An 18,661-nucleotide genomic window follows, 5' to 3' on the forward strand; every position below is an offset into this window, starting at 1 on the left:
CCGCCGCCGCCGCTGATCTGCTTCTCGCATCTCCGCTGGGATTTCGTCACGCAGCGCCCGCAGCATCTGATGAAGCGGTTCGCGCAAACCCAGAGCGTGTTCGTCTGGGAAGAACACATCCTCTGCGACCACCCGCTGCCCTTCCTCGAACACCACCCGTTTCCCGCCGACAACGTGATCGCACTGCGCCCGCGCCTTCCGCACTGGTGGAGTGCCGAGCAGGTCGAGGCAGGCTTGCGGCAACTTCTCGACATGCTTGTCGCGACGAGCATCCGGACCAAGCCGGTGCTCTGGTTCTACACGCCGATGATGCTCCCGTTCGCCGAGCATCTCGACGCCGCCGCGGTCGTCTACGACTGCATGGACGAACTGTCCGCGTTCCGCTTCGCCGACCCCGCCCTGCTCGACCGCGAAGCCCGGTTGCTCGCGCGTGCCGACGTCGTGTTCACCGGCGGCTACAGCCTGTACGAAGCCAAGCGCGGCCGCCACCGCGACGTCCACGCCTTCCCCTCCGCCGTCGACGTCGCGCATTTTGCCCAAGCCCGCACCGGCAACACCGAACCTGAGGACCAGCGCCACATTCCCGGCCCGAAGCTCGGTTTCTTCGGCGTCATCGACGAACGCATCGACCTCGCACTGCTCGACGCCGTCGCCGCTGAGCGGCCCGACTGGTCGTTCGTGATGATTGGCCCAGTCGTGAAGATCGACCCCGCGCACCTGCCACGCCGCGCCAACATCCACTGGCTCGGCGGGCGCGGCTACAACGAACTTCCCGCCTATCTCTCGGGCTGGGACGTCGCGCTGATGCCGTTCGCGATCAACGCCGCGACACGCTTCATCAGCCCGACCAAGACGCCCGAATATCTCGCCGGCGGCTTGCCCGTCGTCTCGACGCCGATCGTCGACGTGATCCGCCACTACGGTGACGCAGCAGCCGTCTCGATCGCGTCCGACGCGCCGGCGTTCGTCGCCGCGTGCGAGGCCGCCCTCACGCTCCCCCGCGAAGGCGCATGGCGCGACGAAGCCGACCGCCTGCTCGCCACGCAATCCTGGGACCGCACGCAAACCGCCATGGCAACCGAGATTGACCGCATCTTAAACGGTAAAAAATACGCCCCCGCGCCGAAACGCGAACGCTACGACACGCTGATCGTCGGCGCAGGGTTCGCCGGCGCGGTCCTCGCCGAACGCCTGGCCAGCGACAGCGGCCAGCGCGTCCTCGTCGTCGACCGCCGCCCGCACATCGGCGGCAACGCGTATGACGAGCATGACGCGGCTGGCGTGCTGATCCACCGCTACGGCCCGCACATCTTCCACACCAATTCCGCCGACGTGTTCGACTACCTCTCGCGCTTCACTGAGTGGCGCCCCTACGAACACAGAGTGCTGGCAAACGTCGACGACAAGCTCGTGCCGATGCCGATCAACCGCACCACGCTCAACGACCTCTACGGCCTGTCGCTCAAGGACGACGCGGAAGCCGCAGCCTTCCTCGCCAGCCGCGCGGAATCGGTCGAGGACATCCGCACCTCCGAGGACGTCGTCGTCGCAGCGGTCGGTCGCGATCTCTACGAGACGTTCTTCCGCGGCTACACGCGGAAGCAATGGGGCCTCGACCCGTCCGAACTCGACCGCGCCGTCACCGCGCGCGTGCCCACGCGCACCTCGACGGACGATCGCTATTTCACCGATAAATTCCAGGCGATGCCGGCGAACGGCTACACCCGGATGTTCGAGGCGATGCTCGATCACCCCGGCATCACGCTCGATCTCGGCGTCGAATATCGCGACGTGATCGACCGCGTCGACGTCGACCATATCGTATTTACCGGCCCGATCGACGAATATTTCGACTTCCGCTTCGGCAAGCTGCCGTATCGCAGCCTCCAGTTCCGCCACGAGACGCACGACGTCGCGCAGTTCCAGCCGGTCGCCGTCGTCAACTACCCGGACGAAACCGTGCCGCAGACCCGCATCACCGAATACAAGCATCTGACCGGCCAGCTCCACGCGAAGACCAGCATCAGCTACGAATTCCCAAGCGCGGAGGGCGACCCGTATTACCCGATCCCCCGCCCCGAGAACCAGGCGCTGTTCAAACGCTACGAGGCACTCGCCGATGCGGAGGAGGGCGTGACCTTCGTCGGGCGGCTCGCGACGTATCGCTACTACAATATGGATCAGGTCGTGGGGCAGGCACTCGCCACCTATCGCCGCATGGTGGCCAAGTCCGCCGTCCTCGAAACCCCCGTGATGGCCGCCGAATGACCCGCATCTGCCTGCTGACCGACAGCCTCGCCCCGTCCGGCGTCGGCGCGCACATGATGACGCTCGCCGAAGGACTGGGCGGAGACGAGATCGTAGTAGCCGCCCGCCCCGGCACCGGCCTGCTCGAACACGCCGCCGCCAAGGGTTACGCAGTCAAGGCGCTCGACGACGATGCGAACCTCGCCCGCTGGCTCGACCGCGCGACGCCCGATATCGTCCACGTCCATGCCGGCATAGGCTGGGAAGGACACGCCGCCGTCCGCGCCGCTCACGCCGCGGGTGTGCCGGTTATCCGCACCGAGCACCTCCCCTATCTCCTCACCGACCCCGCCCAACGCGACGAACACCGCGATACCTCGGCCGCGCTCGCACGCCTGATCTGCGTGTCGGACGCAGTCGGCGACAGCCACCGCGCGGCCGGCGTCGATCCAGCCCTCGTCGCGACGATCCACAACGGCGTAGGCGCACACAGACCGTCGCGTCCACGCGAAGCCCTCCGTGGCGAATGGGGTGTTGGCAATGCCCCCGTCCTGCTCATGGTCGCGCGCTTCGCCGAGCAAAAGGGCCACGCGCTCCTGCTCGACGCGTTGCCCGCAATCCGGGCCGCACACCCGGACCTGATCGTGCTGCTCGCCGGCGAAGGCCCCCTCCTGACGCAAACCGCACGCGCCATCGCCGCGAAGGGTCTCGCTGGCACCGTCCGCATGCTCGGCACCCGCAGCGACGTCGCCGACCTGATGACGCTCGCCGACCTGCTCGTCCTGCCGTCCGCGTTCGAAGGCCTGCCGCTGGTCGCGCTCGAAGCGATGGCCGCCGGCCTCCCCGTCGTCGCCACCGTCGCGCCCGGCAATGCCGAAGCGATTGAGGACGGCGTCACCGGTCGCCTGACCGCCGCAGACCCGGCCAGTTTCGCCGATGCGATCGTCACGCTGCTAGCCGACCGCGACAGCCTAAAAACAATGGCCAACGCCGCGATCGAGCGCCAGCAGGACCTGTTCTCGGCGGATCGCATGATCGCCGACACGCGCGCGGTCTACGCCGCCGTGCAAGACCAAAACACAAAGGGAGACGGCGTGGAGCGGACACGGATCGGGTTCATAGGCGCGGGCGGCATCGCCAACCGCCATTTCGGCGTGCTGGAGCAGTTCGACGAAGTCGCGATCGTCGCGGTCGCCGACGTCGACATGGCCCGCGCGACCGAGGCGGCCGCCCGCTTCGGCGCGCGCGCTTTCGATGATGCCGCGGCGATGCTGGCCGCGGTCGAGCTGGACGCGCTCTACATCTGCGTGCCCCCGTTCGCGCACGGCGAACCCGAACGCCTCGCGATCGAACACAAGCTGCCGTTCTTCGTCGAGAAGCCCGTCGCGATCGACCTCGGCACCGCAGAGGACGTCGCAGCCGCAGTCGACCGGCTCGGTCTCGTCACCGCGGTCGGCTATCACTGGCGCTATCTCGATACCGTGGACGAGGTGAAGGCGCTGCTCTCGGCAACCCCCGCCCGCCTGCTCTCCGGCTATTGGCTCGACTCCACCCCGCCACCGCGCTGGTGGTGGAAGAAGGACGCTTCGGGCGGCCAGATGCTCGAACAGACGACGCACTTAGTCGATCTCGCGCGCTACCTCGTCGGCGACGTCGTCCGCGTCTACGGCCAGTCGGGCCACATCGATCGCGCCGCCTTCCCCGGCCTCGACGTCGCCACAACCAGTACCGCGATGCTCACCTTCGCCAGCGGCGCGATCGCCAATTTCGCCTCCACCTGCCTGCTCAACTGGAACCACCGCGTCGGCCTCCACCTCTTCGGCGAAGGCCTCGCGATCGAACTCACCGATCGCGACGTGATGATCGACATCGGTCGCGGTCGCCCTGTTCGCGGCACCGGCAGCGATCCGGTCGTGCTCGAGGATCGCGACTTCATCGACGCGGTCCGTGGGGGCGAGAACCGGATCCGCTGCCCCTATCCCGCCGCGCTCGAAACGCTCCGCCTCGCGCTGGCGATCGAACGTTCCGCCGTCGAAGGCCGAGCGATCGACGTCCGCGAGCGGGAGGTGATCCATGTCTGAGTGGCGCCACGTCCGCTCGCTCGGCGTCGAACGCCCCGGCCAGGCCTATTTCTTCGGCTATGACGAAGCACCTCCGGGCGACGGCCAGGTCCGCCTTGACCTGCTCTACACCGGATTTTCCGCCGGCACGGAACTCACCTTCGTCAAGAACAGCAACCCGTATCTCCACTCCCGCTGGGACGCAGGCCGCGGCGTGTTCGTCCCCGGCGAACCGAGTGCGCACTATCCGGTGCCGTTCCTCGGCTACATGGAATGCGCGCGCGTCAGCGACAGCCGGGTCGACGATTTCGCCAATGGGGACGTCGTCGGCACCGTCTTCGGCCACAAGACCGGCCACACCGCAGACCCGTTCAACGACCTGCTGACCAAGCTCCCGCCCGAGCTCGATCCGATCCTCGGCATCTATATCGGCCAGATGGGGCCGATCGCCGCCAACGGCATTCTTCACGCAGACGCCGAACTACTCGGCCCCAACGTCGTCAACCTCGGCGACGGCATCCGCGGACGTCCCGCGCTGATCATCGGTGCAGGCATCGTCGGCATGCTGACGGCCCTGTTCGCCCAGGCCGCCGGCGCGAGCGAAGTCGTGATCGCCGACCCGTCCCCCTTCCGCCGCCTGCGCGCCGAATGCCTCGGCATCACCGCGATGACCGAGGACCAGGCCTGGGCCTACGCCAAGGCACGCTGGCTCCACGGCGGCGACGATCGCGGCGCGGACGTCGTGTTCCAGACTCGCGCCGACGCCGCCAGCCTCCACGCCGCGATGCGCGCGCTGAGGCCACAAGGCACGGTGATCGATCTCGCTTTCTACCAGGGTGGCGCCGACCGGCTCCGGCTCGGCGAGGAATTCCACCACAACGGCCTCAACCTCCGCTGCGCGCAGATCAACCGCGTCCCCCGCGGGCTCGGCTTCCAATGGGACCGCCGCCGCCTTGCCAACGAGACGGTGAAGCTGTTGCTCGCGCGTGGCCCGGAGATCCGCGCGCAACTCATCACGCACGTCGTGCCCTATGACGACGCCCCCGCCTTCATCGCAAAGCTGGTCGGCGAGCGGCCCGAATTCCTCCAGATCGTGTTCAAGGTCGGCGATTGAGCACCGCACTCACTGCCGACGCCCGCCCGATCCGCATCCTGTTCGTCTTCGCCTGGCTCGTCGTCGGCGGCGAGGAGACGGAGGTGCGCCTGCTCGCCCAGGCGCTCGACCCGACACGCTACCGAATCGAGGTCGTCGCCTGCTTCCGAAAAGACGGCATGCCCGAGCAGACGCACGCGCAGTTGGAAGCGATCGGCGTCCCCGTCGACCGCACGCCCTACGCGCTCGGCTTCGACGAGACCGTCGCCTACCTCGCGAGCAAGCTGCCCGCGTACGACGTCGTCGTCTCGTGCCAGAACGTCGCGGACATCTATCCCGCGCTCGAACGCATGCACCTTCGCCCGCCATTGATCGAGCATGGCGGCCTCGTCTCCGAAGCGCTCGCCGGCCCCAAGCATTTCACCGCGCGCTATGTCGGCGTCTGCGCCTCGATCCGCGACGCCGCCGCCAGCCGCATGCCCGGCCGCGAACACCACGCCGTCGAGATCCCGTCGATGGTCGACACGCGCGCCTTCGACCCCGCGCGCCACGCGCCGGTCCGTGCGACGCTAGGGATCGCCGAAGACGTACCGCTGATCGGCTGGCTAGGCCGACTCGACCCGAAGAAGCGCGTCGAGGACTTCATCGAAGGCGCCGCACTGGTCCACGCTAGCCACCCCCGTGCGCGTTTCGTCGTCATCGGCGGACCGGACGCCTTCATTCCCGAATATGCCGCAGCACTCCGCAACCGCGCGCACGCGCTCGGCCTCGACACCGCCCTGACCTTCCTCGGCGACCGCGACGACGTGCCCGACCTGCTCGCCGCGCTCGACATCTTCGTCTGGCTCTCCCGCGGCGAAGGTATGCCGCATGTCATTGCCGAAGCCGGCGCCGCACGCCTCCCCGTCATAGCAACGCGAGACAACGGCTCGGAACAACAGATCGTCGACGGGGTCAGCGGCCTGTTCGTCCCCCACGAAGACCCGCCAGCCGTCGCAGCCGCGATCACGAAGCTCCTCGAAGACCCAGCACTCCGAACCCGCCTCGGCACCGCCCTCCGCGCCAAGGTCGACAGCGAGTACGCCGTCGCCGCCGTAGTCCCCCGCTGGGAAGCCCTGTTCGCCGAAGTCCTGTCCGACCGGCCACCCCTGCCTAGCCCGACCGGCCTCTTCCGCAGCTTCCTGCAAGGCGGCTTCGAATCCTCCACGCACCGCCGCGCGCACGACCGCAAGCGCGTCGACGTCATCGCCGCCAGCCATCACGACACCCTCGCCGCGCATGATTACAATGAACTCGCCAAGCTTGGCATCCTGACGGTCCGCGACGGCCTGCGCTGGCATCTGATCGAGCTCGAACCCGGCCGCTACGACTGGTCCAGCCTCGACCGCCAGCTAGACGCAGCCAACACGATCGGCACCGAAGTCATCTGGGACCTGCTCCATTACGGCTGGCCCGACGACATCGACATCTGGACGCCTGCCTTCGTCACCCGCTTCGCCGCCTTCGCCGCCGCCGCCGCGCGCCACATCGGCCCGGCCGCACCTGGCGAGACCCGCTTCTACGCCCCCGTCAACGAGATCTCGTTCTTCGCCTGGGGCGGCGGCGACGCAGCCTATCTCAACCCGTTCGCGCAACGCCGCGGCTACGAACTGAAGGTGCAGCTCGCCCGCGCCTCGATCGCCGCGATGGAAGCGATCCTCGCGGTCGACCCCGCCGCAAGGTTCGTCCACGCCGACCCGGTCATCAACGTCATAACCGACCCCACCCGCCCGCACGACGCCCCCGCCGCCGAAGGCCACCGCCTCGCACAATACCAGGCCTGGGACATGATCGCAGGGAAGGCGTGGCCCCAGATCGGCGGCCGCTCAGCGCTGCTCGATATCGTCGGCGTCAACTTCTACCACAACAACCAGTGGATCCACGGCGGTCCACCGCTGTCGTACGACCACCCCCTCAGCCGCCCGCTCCATGCGATCCTCGCCGACGCCTATGCGCGCTACGGCCGCCCGATCTTCATCGCCGAAACCGGCATCGAAGGCAGCGCCCGCCCTGCCTGGCTTCGCATGATCCTGCGCGAGGTGAAGATCGCTCAGTCGCTCGGCGTGCCGATCGAGGGCGTGTGCCTCTACCCGATCCTGGACCACCCCGGCTGGGACGACGATCGCTACTGCCCCAACGGCCTGCTCGCCTGCTCGCCGGTCCTCGCCGACCGCGTGCCGAACGCCGCGCTCACCGACGTCATCCGGCAGGCGCAGGGGCGCGATATCCTGCGTTAACTTGGGCCCCGATACTGATCGAAGTCGATACGATCGAGGGGACATTTCCGCCGCTACGTCGCGTTGACGGTTGCCACAAAGGCATGCGGAGAGAGATCACATGGCCATTAAATTTGCAGGAACGATGAACGCGATCAATCGCGGGCTCGACGCGACCAAGCCTACCAAGGGTGCCGACATGGTCGAGGATTGGGAAGCCGCATTGGCCGATACCGAAGTCTCCGGCGCCAAGGGCATCCTTCGCGACCTCGGTTCGCTGCGCAAGCAGTTGGAGAAGGACACGCCCGACGCCGACCGCGTCCACGCGCTGCTCCACCGCCTCGGCACCGCGACGACCAAGATCGCCGACAAGGCCGACAAGTCGCAGGACAAGCTGAAGGCACTCGGCGAAGCGCTGACCGAAGCCGGTGAGGACGCACCCGACGAGGAAGAGGACGTCGCCGCCGCCGCGGCGCCCAAGCGCGCGCGCAAGAAGGCCTGAACGAAAAACGGGCCGGCGATCGCAGGATCGCCGGCCCGTTTCCTTACTCACGTCGCGAAAGTCTCAGGCGGTCACCGCCTCGGCCTTCGGATTAACCTTCGACGTCGCCATGGCGGTCAGCTTGTCGTCGGTCGCATATTCCTCGTCGAGCGTTTCCTTCAGGATCGCCGCGATCTCGCTGCGACCAAGCTGGTTCGCCCACGCGATCAGCGTGCCATAGCGCGTAATCTCGTAATGCTCGACCGCCTGCGCCGACGCGATCAGCGCCGCGTCGAGGACAGCCTTGTCGGCGATCTCGCCCGCGACTTCGTTCGCTTCCTTGATGATCCCGTCGATCGCCGGGCAGGTTACGGCCTTTGCCTTCTCGCCGAGCAGTTCGAAAATCCGCTCGAGCCGAACGATCTGTCCCTCGGTCTCGCGCAAGTGCGTTTCGAACCCGGCCTTCAGACCCGGCGCAGTCGCCTTGTCGGTCATCTTCGGCAGTGCCTTGGTGATCTGGTGCTCGGCATAATACACGTCCTGCAACTGGTGCAGAAACAGGTCTTCGAACGTCGCGATGTCCTTGGAAAACAGGCCCATGATCATATCCTCGCATAGCTGGTGCACGCGAAGCGAAATGCTCCGGTGGTGGGGAAACGCCCTTACCGCGGGGTAAGTTTCGTCTCTCCAGCCACCGGAGTCTCGGGGGATCAGCCCTTCAGCTTGGCCGCCGTCTCGGCAATCCGCTTGCCCTGGTAGCGCGCGCCATCGAGTTCGTCCTTGCTCGGCATCCGGCTGCCGTCGCCATCCGAGATCGTCGTCGCGCCGTAGGGCGAGCCGCCCTTGACCGTGTCGACGCCCATCTGCGCTTGGAAGCCATAGTCGAGCCCGACGATCGTCATGCCGTGATGGATCAGGTTGGTGATGATCGAAAACAACGTCGTTTCCTGGCCGCCATGCTGGCTGGCCGTCGAGGTGAACGCACCGCCGACCTTGCCGATCAGCGCGCCCGAGAACCACTGGCCGCCGGTCGTATCCCAGAACTGCGCCATCTGCGCGGGCATCCGGCCGAAGCGGGTCGGCGCACCGACGATGATCGCGTCATACTGCTCGAGCGCGGCGGGGCCTTCGATCTCGGCATGCGCGGTATCGGTCTTGAAGTGCGCAGCCTCGATTACCGCCTGCGGAGCGGTTTCGGCGACGCGACGGATGTCGACCTCGGCCCCACCGGCACGCGCGCCCTCGGCGACGGCATCCGCCATCTGCTCGATATGGCCGTAGGACGAGTAATAGAGCACGAGAACCTTGGTCATGGGCATTTCCTTCTTGGCTCCCCCTCCCGCAAGCGGGAGGGAGCGTTTCTTCTAGGCTCCCCCTCCCACTTGCGGGAGGGGGCTGGGGGGTGGGCACCCGGCTTCGTCAAACGAGCCGGATCGTAGTGCGTATCTTCAACGATGGTCACAGCGGGAGGTGAGCGCGAGTCCACCCCCTGCCCCCTCCCGCAAGCGGGAAGGGGGAAGTGCTTACTCCGAGTCTACCAGAACGATCTCGGCGTCCTCCCGAGCCCTGATCGTCACCGTCTGACCGCCCAGCAGCGCCGCTCCGTCGCGCGCACCAAAGGCGTCGTCGCCGATCGTGATCGCACCGGTCGCCGGCACCAGATACACATGGCGGCCCTCGCCGACCGCATAGTCGACGCTGTCGCCGGCCTTGAGCGTCGCCGCCAGCACGCGGGCATTCGCCCGGATCGGCAACGCATCGCCGTCACCCTCGAACCCGCTGGCCAGCGTCACGAACTGGCCCGAGCGCTCGCCCTTCGGAAACGGCTTGGCACCCCAGCTCGGCGCGCCACCTTTACGCGACGGCTCGATCCAGATCTGGAAGATCGTCGTCGTCTCGGGCTCGAGGTTATACTCGGCATGCCGCACGCCGGTGCCCGCGCTCATCACCTGCACGTCGCCAGCCTCGGTTCGGCCTTTATTACCGAGCGAGTCCTGATGCGTGATCGCACCGCTGCGGACATAGGTGATGATCTCCATGTCCTGATGCGGATGCGGCGGGAAGCCCGAGTTCGCAGCGATCTGGTCGTCGTTCCAGACGCGGATCGCGCCCCAGCCCATCCGGGCCGGATCGTAATAGCTGGCGAACGAGAAATGATGCCGCGCGTTCAGCCAGCCATGATCGGCATGGCCTAGGCTGTCGAAGGGGCGGCGGTCTACTTTGGAAAGGGTCGTGGTCGTCATGATAGGTCTCCACTGGTTGATCCCAAGATAGGCGCTGCGATTACGGCGTAAATAGAAACGCTGGAAACCGATCGTTTCGGTGGCTATCCTGTACCGGCCAATCGACCACCCCGGCGAAGGCCGGGGCCCAATTGGGGGACATCGATAACGACGCGCCGTCCGTCGTTACATTGGCCTCTCCAATTGGGCCCCGGCCTCCGCCGGGGTGGTATTCTACGGATGTTTGCGGAGACCCCCACATGCGCCTGCCCGATCTCGAAGCCTGGGCGATCTTCGCCAGCGTCGTCGAGCACCGCTCGTTCAGCGCCGCCGCCGACGCGGTCGGGCTCAGCAAGGCGACCGTGTCGAAGGCGATCACCCGTCTCGAAGCGCATCTCGGCCAGTCGCTTTTCCACCGCACCTCGCGCCGCCTCGCGCTCACCGAAGCCGGCAAGCCGCTCGCCGAGCACGCCGCGCGCATCCTCGCCGAAGCCCGCGCCGCCGAGGAATCCGCGCACGACGCCGCCAGCGCGCATACCGGCCGCGTCCGCCTCGCCGCCCCGATGAGCTTCGGCGTCACCAACGTCGCGCCAATCCTCGCCGAGTTCCTCGTCGCGCACCCGGGTATCGAGGTCGATTTCCACCTCTCCGACGCGCGCGTCGACATCGTCGCCGAAGGGTTCGACGTCGCGCTGCGGATCGCCGAGCTTCCCGACAGCTCGCTCCGTGCGCGCCGCCTGTGCAGCATCCAGGCGCACACCGTCGCCGCACCCAGCTACCTCGCCAAGCACGGCACCCCGTCGCACCCGGCCCAACTCGGCGAGCACCAGCTGGTCGGCTATTCGAACGTCGTCGGCCCGTGGCGCTTCCACGGCCCCGGCGGCGCCGACGTCTCGGTCCGCCTGCAAGGCCAGCTCACCGCCAACAGCGGCGAGGCGATCGTCCCCGCGCTGATCGCCGGCCTCGGCATCGCGCGCCTGCCCGACTTCATCGTCGACCGCCATGTCGCGTCCGGCGCACTCGTCACGATCCTCGACGACTGGGCGCCCGCGAAGATCGGACTCCATCTTCTTACCCCGCCGAGCCCCCTCCGCCCGGCGCGCGTCGAGGCACTGATAGACTTCCTTGCAGCACGCCTTCGCGACCCCAATGCAGGGCAAGCGTAAAGCGGCGACCTTGCGCAAAACCGGGCCGGATGCCATGTAAGAGGCTGGATAGACGCTCGAGTTTGCACCCCAGCGCGATCCCAACGACACCCGATACCGGGATGAGGACTTTGAGCAGCGGCCGCGCTCAGTCGGTAGTTCATGTATCGATTCCGTGATTTCCGCGTGGCTGACCCGATAATCCGGTCATGGATTCTCGTCGTCTTCGGCCTGTGTCGGGACAGCGGACCATGCCGAAACGAAAAGGCATGACCATGCGGCCAGACGCAAACGACACGATCTCCCCAGAAACCAAGACCGGCGTGACCCGGCGCAACCTGCTCGGCTCGGCGATCGTCGCCGGCGGTGCAGCCGCGCTGCCGATCGCGCACGCCGACGCCGCGACCACCGAGCGCACCGTCGACGTCCTGCTGATCGGCGGCGGCATCATGAGCGCGACGCTCGCCGTCCTTCTCCGCGAGCTCGAGCCGACCTGGACGATCGAGATGGTCGAACGCCTCGACAAGGTCGCCGACGAAAGCTCAAACGGCTGGAACAACGCCGGTACCGGCCACTCCGCGCTGTGCGAACTCAACTATACGCCGGTCAACACGGCCGACGGCAAGGTCGAGATCGCCAAGGCGGTCGAGATCAACGAGCAGTTCCAGGTCACGCGCCAGTTCCTGAGCCACCAGGTCGATACCGGCATCCTCGCCAACCCGCGCTCGTTCATCAATTCGACGCCGCACATGAACCTGGTGTGGGGCGATGCCAACGTCGCCTTCCTGCAAAAGCGCCACGCCGCGCTCCAGGCGAGCCCACTCTTCTCCGGCATGGAATTCACCACCGACCCGAAGCAGATTTCGCAGTGGGTGCCGGTAATGATGGAGGGCCGCGCGCCCGGCACTAAGCTCGCCGCGACGCGCTCGCCGCTCGGCACCGACTGCGACTGGGGCGAGGTCACGCGCCAGTACATCGCCTCGCTCGCCAAGCAGGACAATTTCACGCTGACCACGGGCCACGAGGTCCGCTCGCTCGAACGCGAGACGATCGGCGGCAAGAAGGCGCGCTGGCGCGTCACCGCGCGCGACATGAAGACCGACGAGAAGCAGGTCATCAAGGCGCGCTTCGTGTTCGCGGGCGCAGGCGGCGGCGCGCTGCCGATCCTCCAGAAGTCCGGCATTCCGGAGGCCGACGACTATGCCGGCTTCCCGGTCGGCGGCTCGTTCCTGGTCGCGGACAAGCCTGAAATCACGCACCGCCATCTCGCCAAGGTCTACGGCAAGGCCGCGGTCGGCTCGCCGCCGATGTCCGTGCCGCATCTCGACACGCGCTTCCTCGACGGCAAGCAGGCGCTGTTGTTCGGCCCGTTCGCGACCTTCTCGACCAAGTTCCTCAAGGAAGGCTCGTATTTCGATCTTCCGGCGTCGGTCACGCTCGACAATTTCCGGCCGATGCTCGCGGTCGGCTGGGACGATTTCGACCTCGTCGAATATCTCGCAGGCCAGCTCATCATGTCGGACAGCGACCGGATGGACGCCCTGCGCGAGTATTTCCCGGGTGCGAAGGACGCCGACTGGCGCCTGTGGCAGGCGGGTCAGCGCGTCCAGATCATCAAGCGCGATCCCGAAAAGGGCGGCGTGCTGCGGCTCGGCACCGAGATCGTCGCGTCGAAGGACGGCTCGATCGCCGCGCTGCTGGGCGCCTCACCGGGGGCCTCGACCGCGCCGTCGATCATGCTCAACCTGTTGAAGAAGGTGTTCCCGAACCATCTGGCGACCGCCGGCTGGCAGGCGAAGATCCGCGAGATCGTGCCGACCTACGGCGTGATGCTCAACGAGACTCCGGACGTCTTGGCCGAGCATTGGGCCTCGACCGCGGACACGCTGCAACTCGCGATCCCCTCGCCCACGGTCGGCGTCGCAGCCAGCCCACGCCCCGCGGCCATGCGCGTAAAGCCAGACCGCAGCCCCGACCTCGCGCTCTAAGCTATACCCACGTCCATTCTACAATCCTCCCCCGCCAGGGGGAGGTGGCTGGCACTTGCCAGACGGAGGGGGAGGCAGGCGATGACTGCCGTTGCGTGTCCTCCCCCTCCGTCACCTTCGGCGACACCTCCCCCTTGCGGGGGAGGATCAGCGAGCGTCGTTTCCGGAACGTACCTTAAGTCCTTGGAACGACTGTCCTACGCTGCGACGATCTGCCACGGTCGCAAGATGATCGCCCCGCCCTCCTCGCAAAACCGCCATCAAGCCAGCCAAGGATCGGCTCTAAAAGCCGGAAGTGCACAATCCGCGCAAACCGCGCCAGCGTGTGCACTTTGTGAACTTCCAACTTTTCGGCGGGCCGCAACATGAACCGCCTGGCCCCCGATGCAGACGATTCGCGCTTCATCCGTCGCGTCATCCTGACCATCGTGATCGTCGCGGTCGTCGCGGCGCTCTACAAGGCGGGCGACCTGCTCATCCTCGCCTTCGGATCGATCCTGGGTGCGATCGTCATCCACGCGATCGCCGATCTCTACCGCGACCATCTCCGCGTTCCACGCAAGCCCGCGCTCGGCCTCGGCATCGCCACCGTGCTCGGCGTCATCGCGTTCCTCGTCTGGTTGTTCGGCGTGCAGTTCCGCAGCCAGGTCAACGTCCTGATCGCCCAGACACCGGCGCTGCTCGACCAACTCGCCGCGTATCTCTCGCAAAGCGCGGTCGGCGCGAAGCTCGTCGATGCCGTGCAGCAGGCCTATGCCGGGTCGAAGGTCGCGCAGGACGTCGGCGGCCTCGTGACGGGCGCGGGCGAACTCGTGCTCAACTGCCTGTTGCTGCTGGTCGGCGCGCTGTTCTTCGCCGCCGATCCCAAGGTGTACGAGCGCGGTTTCCTGCTGCTGATCCCGCGCTCGAAGCGGGCCGCGGTCGAGGATGCGCTGTTCGACGTCGGCTCGACGCTCCGGCTGTGGCTCGGCTCGTCGCTGATCCTGATGACGACGATGGGAATCCTGGTCGGCATCGGGCTCTGGTTGTCGAACGTTCCCAGCGCCGCCGCGCTTGGCCTGCTCGCCGGATTGTCCGAGTTCATTCCGTATATCGGCCCCACCGCAGCGATGATCCCGGCGCTCGGGCTTGCCGCGACGCAGGGGACCTCGTCGATCGTCGGTACGCTCGTCACCTATGCCGTCGTGCGGCTCGTCCAGACCAATTTCATCACGCCGTACGTCCAGAACCGCGTGATCTCGATCCCGCCCGCGATCACGGTTTTCGCGATCATCGGTATCGGCACGATCTTCGGCCTGTTCGGCTTGTTCTTTTCGGCCGCATTGCTGGTGGTGATCTTCACGCTCGTCCGCAGCCTGTATCTGCGCGAGGTTCTCGGCGAGGATATCCCGAAGACGGTCCACCGGACGCTGCTCGGCCCCCACCTCACGCCGAGCCCCCCGGCCGAAGATTTGTAAGAAATTCAACCGCTCGCTGGCGAACAGCGCGATTCGCCGCGTCAACCTTAGTTCGAAATTAACCTTTTGCCTTCAGATGTTGTGTGGTTAATGAATGGAAGTCGAGCGGCTGACATGGGGTGTCGGACGGTCTCGCGAACAGGGGACGACGCATGCGAGTGCTGCTGATCGAGGACGAGCCGACGACGGCCAAGGCTATCGAGCTGATGCTGACGACCGAAGGGTTCAACGTCTACATCACCGATCTCGGGGAAGAAGGCCTCGATCTGGGCAAGCTGTATGATTACGACATCATCCTGCTCGACCTCAACCTGCCCGACATGCATGGCGATGACGTGCTCAAGCGCCTGCGCGTCGCCCGTGTCGCGACGCCGGTGCTGATCCTGTCGGGCGTCAACGAGATGGACTCGAAGGTACGGAGCTTCGGCTTCGGCGCCGACGACTATGTCACCAAGCCGTTCCACCGCGAGGAACTAATCGCGCGCATCCACGCCGTCGTCCGTCGCTCGAAGGGGCACAGCCAGTCGGTCATCCGCACCGGCAAGCTGGCGGTCAATCTCGATGCGAAGACCGTCGAGGTCAACGGCAGCCGCGTTCATCTGACCGGCAAGGAATATGCGATGCTGGAGCTGCTCTCGCTCCGCAAGGGCACGACCTTGACCAAGGAAATGTTCCTCAACCACCTCTACGGTGGGATGGACGAGCCCGAGTTGAAGATCATCGACGTCTTCATCTGCAAGCTCCGCAAGAAGCTCAGCCTCGCGTGCGACGGCGAGAATTACATCGAGACCGTCTGGGGTCGCGGCTACGTGCTGCGCGAACCCGACGAAGTGCTCGAATCCCAGGTCGCGTAACTCCCCAGTTTTCGGGCGCACGAAGGCCGCGGCATCGGGGGGTGCCGCGGCCTTTCCTATTTATTTCTAGTTATGGGGTGCCAAGCTGCCCCTCTCATCCTCCCCCGCCAGGGGGAGGTGGCTGGCCCTCGCCAGACGGAGGGGGAGGAAAGCGAAACGTCGGTTGCGCATCCTCCCCCTCCGTCGCCTACGGCGCCACCTCCCCCTTGCGGGGGAGGATACTGAAATCCGCCCTAAGCCTTACGCCGCCACCGCCGGAACAGCCCCCGCTTGCTGAGCGACTCGAACATCTCCTGGGGGCCCTCCGGATCCAGCACCTCGTTATCCGCCAGCCAAGCCTCGACCGCAGTCAGATCGGGCACCTCGTAACACCGAAGCGTCTTGCTCACGCCGACCCGGTCCTGACGCAACCGTTCGATCGTCTCGATCAACGACCCGGTCTCGGCGATCATCGCACTGACCACCTCCACCGCAACGCCCAGATGCTCCGCCATCAGCCCGTCTCGGATCGCCGCAATCCCCTCCGAGGTCGCGGCGTCGGTAGCCCGGATCGCCAGATCACACTCGGTATCGAGCCGCAGCGACCGATTATTGACGTTCGAAGACCCCAACCGAAACACGTCGTCGTCCGCGATCAGGATCTTGGCGTGGCAATAGATCGGCGCGCCGTCCTTCGTGTACGGATGATACATCCGCAGCCGCCGGTGCGTGTCACGCCGGTGCAGTGCCTCCATCAACCGCGCCCGCGCCGTATCCATCGCCAGCGGCTCCAGCCACCCCTGCGCCACGGTCGGGTTGATGATGACGATCTCCGGCCCATCTGCCTCGTCGAGCCGCCTCGCCACCGCCTCCGCCACTTTCCGCGACGCGAAATACTGGCTCTCGATATACAGATGCTTCTTCGCGCGAGCGATCTGCCCGAGGAACAGCGCCTCGCTCTCGTACACCGGGGCCTGGTCCGACATCTCCGGCTCGGTCCGCGCGATGCCGACATCGACATCGCGAAAATCCACCGCAAGCCCCTCAGGCCAGAACGTCCCACCGGCCAAGCCCGCCGCCATCGGCTTGCCCCCCGCCAGTCGCCAGCGCCGACGGAACAGCTCGCCCAGCGCATGCGCGACGGGGCCCTGCACCGCGCTGATCGCGTCGTGCCACGGCTTGTACGGCTTGGCCGATGGCTGGACGCGGTGCGGATCGCCGTCGCGGTGCTCGCGCGTGTCCCAGCGGTCCCCGGTCATGTCGATCCCGCCGCAGAACGCCAGCGCATCGTCGATGATGACGATCTTCTGGTGATGCGATGCCGCGGTCGGATGATGCCCGTCGAGCTTGGTATGGATCCGCTTGTGCCGCATCCACTTGATCATCGTGAACAGCGTCGATCCGCGGAACAGCGACTTGATCGCCCCGGTATCCCAGCGCAGCACGAAGATCTCGAGTTCGGGTTCGCGCTCGACCAGCCAGTGCATGAACGCCCCCAGCGTCTTGGGTTCGCCCGGCCGATCGACGCCTGGCTCGAGCGAAATGCGCGCATCAAAGTCCCAGCCGATCAGCAGGATGCGGCGCTTGGCCCCCAGCATCGCGACGCGCGCCGTCCGGAAATAGTCCGCCGCATCGACGATCACCGCCATCCGCTCGGCGCGTTCGATCCGCCAGCACTCCGTCCCAACCTGCATCGGTATCCCTTCGTCCGTTGCCGACTGATATGCGTGGCGCGCGGTTTGGTTGCGTGAATGCCCTGTATCGTCGCGCCCAGCCGCCCTATCTGGGATGACGATGGCCGCTCCTCCTACCCAGCCGCCGGCGCAGCGCAAGGTGATCCATGTCGACATGGACGCCTTCTACGCGTCGGTCGAACAGCGCGACGATCCCTCGCTCAAGGGCCGCCCGGTGGCAGTCGGCGGATCTCGCGCGCGGGGCGTGGTGGCGGCCGCGAGCTACGAGGCGCGCGCGTTCGGCGTGCGCAGCGCGATGCCGTCGGTCACCGCGATCCGAAAATGTCCCGACCTCGTGTTCGTACCCCCCCGGTTCGACGTGTACCGTGAAGTCTCGGACCGCATTCGCGCGATCTTCGCCGACTATACCGACCTGATCGAGCCGCTGTCGCTCGACGAGGCGTATCTCGACGTGACCGAGGACATCCGCGGGCTGGGCACTGCGGCCGCGATCGCGGAAGAAATTCGCGCGCGGATCAAGGCGGATACCGGTCTCACCGCGTCCGCCGGGGTGAGTTACAACAAGTTCATCGCCAAGCTCGCCTCGGACCAGAACAAACCCGACGGCATCTGCATCATCACGCCGAAGCGCGGCGCGGCGTTCGTCCAGTCGCTGCCGGTCAAGCGCTTCCACGGTGTCGGCCCAGTGACCGCGCAGAAGATGGAACGGCTCGGCATCCTCACCGGCGCGGACCTTTACGGCATGACGCTCGCGTTCCTACAGGCGCATTTCGGCAGCTATGCGGACTATCTCTACGGCGCGGCGCGCGGCATCGATCACCGGCCCGTGCGCGTCAACCGCGCCGCCAAGTCGGCCGGCGCGGAGCGGACGTTCGAGACGAACCTGACGACCGCGGAGGACCTGCGCACGGCGCTGCACCGGGTGGCGGATGCGGCTTGGGTGCGGATCGAACGGCACGGCACCCGCGGTCGCACGGTCACGCTCAAGCTGCGCCACGCCGACTTCCGCACGATCACGCGCGCACGATCATCACAGGCGCCGGTGACGGACAAGGCCGCATTCCTCGCGGCAGGGCTCGACCTGCTGATGGCGCAATTGCCCGTGCCGGACGGCGTGCGCCTGCTCGGGCTCACCTTGTCGGGCATCATGGGCGAAGACGACGAAGTGCAGCCAAGCCTGTTGTAG

The 18,661-nt window shown here is 66.6% G+C and carries 14 protein-coding genes; 10 read left to right on the top strand and 4 right to left on the bottom strand.

Annotation, left to right across the window (positions count from 1 at the left end):
• The first annotated feature begins 69 nt into the window (after positions 1-69).
• The 5 genes from glf (at position 70) to AC1MH0_RS06535 (ending at position 8,157) form a co-directional block, all read left to right on the top strand.
• Positions 70-2,268, top strand: a complete 2,199-nt coding sequence (gene glf, locus AC1MH0_RS06515; protein ID WP_480965689.1) for a UDP-galactopyranose mutase — start codon at positions 70-72, stop codon at positions 2,266-2,268.
• Positions 2,265-4,328 (top strand): glycosyltransferase, encoded by a 2,064-nt coding sequence (locus AC1MH0_RS06520; RefSeq protein WP_480965212.1) that lies wholly within the window; start codon positions 2,265-2,267, stop codon positions 4,326-4,328. The genes glf and AC1MH0_RS06520 overlap by 4 nt, the downstream gene beginning before the upstream one ends.
• Positions 4,321-5,421, top strand: coding sequence for a zinc-dependent alcohol dehydrogenase (locus AC1MH0_RS06525; RefSeq protein WP_480965213.1), 1,101 nt, complete (start codon positions 4,321-4,323; stop codon positions 5,419-5,421). Before AC1MH0_RS06520 ends, AC1MH0_RS06525 begins: the two co-directional genes overlap by 8 nt.
• Positions 5,418-7,676 carry a glycosyltransferase family 4 protein gene (locus tag AC1MH0_RS06530; RefSeq protein WP_480965214.1) on the top strand — a complete coding sequence of 753 codons (2,259 nt, stop codon included), beginning with the start codon at positions 5,418-5,420 and terminating at the stop codon, positions 7,674-7,676. The genes AC1MH0_RS06525 and AC1MH0_RS06530 overlap by 4 nt, the downstream gene beginning before the upstream one ends.
• 100 nt (positions 7,677-7,776) lie before the next feature.
• Positions 7,777-8,157: a hypothetical protein gene (locus AC1MH0_RS06535; protein ID WP_243644432.1), complete on the top strand. Its 381-nt coding sequence runs from the start codon at positions 7,777-7,779 to the stop codon at positions 8,155-8,157.
• A gap of 63 nt (positions 8,158-8,220) precedes the next feature.
• Here AC1MH0_RS06535 and AC1MH0_RS06540 read toward each other — a convergent pair whose 3' ends face one another.
• The 3 genes from AC1MH0_RS06540 to AC1MH0_RS06550 form a co-directional block, all read right to left on the bottom strand.
• Positions 8,221-8,736 (bottom strand): YciE/YciF ferroxidase family protein, encoded by a 516-nt coding sequence (locus tag AC1MH0_RS06540; RefSeq protein WP_056489424.1) that lies wholly within the window; start codon positions 8,734-8,736, stop codon positions 8,221-8,223.
• Between the two features lie 110 nt (positions 8,737-8,846).
• Entirely contained in the window at positions 8,847-9,449 is a 603-nt protein-coding gene (wrbA, locus tag AC1MH0_RS06545) for an NAD(P)H:quinone oxidoreductase (protein ID WP_056064956.1), read from the bottom strand.
• A gap of 210 nt (positions 9,450-9,659) precedes the next feature.
• Positions 9,660-10,379, bottom strand: a complete 720-nt coding sequence (locus AC1MH0_RS06550; RefSeq protein WP_480965215.1) for a pirin family protein — start codon at positions 10,377-10,379, stop codon at positions 9,660-9,662.
• A gap of 239 nt (positions 10,380-10,618) precedes the next feature.
• On the opposite strand from AC1MH0_RS06550, the gene AC1MH0_RS06555 reads away from it, so the two are divergent.
• From AC1MH0_RS06555 to ctrA, 4 genes are all read left to right on the top strand, one after another.
• Positions 10,619-11,524, top strand: a complete 906-nt coding sequence (locus AC1MH0_RS06555; protein WP_480965216.1) for a LysR family transcriptional regulator — start codon at positions 10,619-10,621, stop codon at positions 11,522-11,524.
• Between the two features lie 248 nt (positions 11,525-11,772).
• Positions 11,773-13,491 (top strand): malate dehydrogenase (quinone), encoded by a 1,719-nt coding sequence (mqo, locus tag AC1MH0_RS06560; RefSeq protein ID WP_480965217.1) that lies wholly within the window; start codon positions 11,773-11,775, stop codon positions 13,489-13,491.
• Positions 13,492-13,856: 365 nt separating this feature from the next.
• Positions 13,857-14,948, top strand: coding sequence for an AI-2E family transporter (locus tag AC1MH0_RS06565; protein ID WP_480965218.1), 1,092 nt, complete (start codon positions 13,857-13,859; stop codon positions 14,946-14,948).
• A 152-nt stretch (positions 14,949-15,100) separates the two neighbouring features.
• Positions 15,101-15,802, top strand: coding sequence for a response regulator transcription factor CtrA (gene ctrA / locus AC1MH0_RS06570; protein WP_480965219.1), 702 nt, complete (start codon positions 15,101-15,103; stop codon positions 15,800-15,802).
• A 233-nt stretch (positions 15,803-16,035) separates the two neighbouring features.
• Here the strand turns inward: ctrA and AC1MH0_RS06575 are convergent, their stop codons facing one another.
• Entirely contained in the window at positions 16,036-17,475 is a 1,440-nt protein-coding gene (locus tag AC1MH0_RS06575) for a phospholipase D-like domain-containing protein (protein ID WP_480965220.1), read from the bottom strand.
• Between the two features lie 100 nt (positions 17,476-17,575).
• Between AC1MH0_RS06575 and dinB the strand changes: the two genes are divergently transcribed.
• On the top strand, positions 17,576-18,661 hold the full coding sequence (gene dinB, locus AC1MH0_RS06580) for a DNA polymerase IV (protein WP_480965221.1): 1,086 nt from the start codon (positions 17,576-17,578) through the stop codon (positions 18,659-18,661).

The organism is Sphingomonas sp. AP28, from assembly GCF_056680455.1.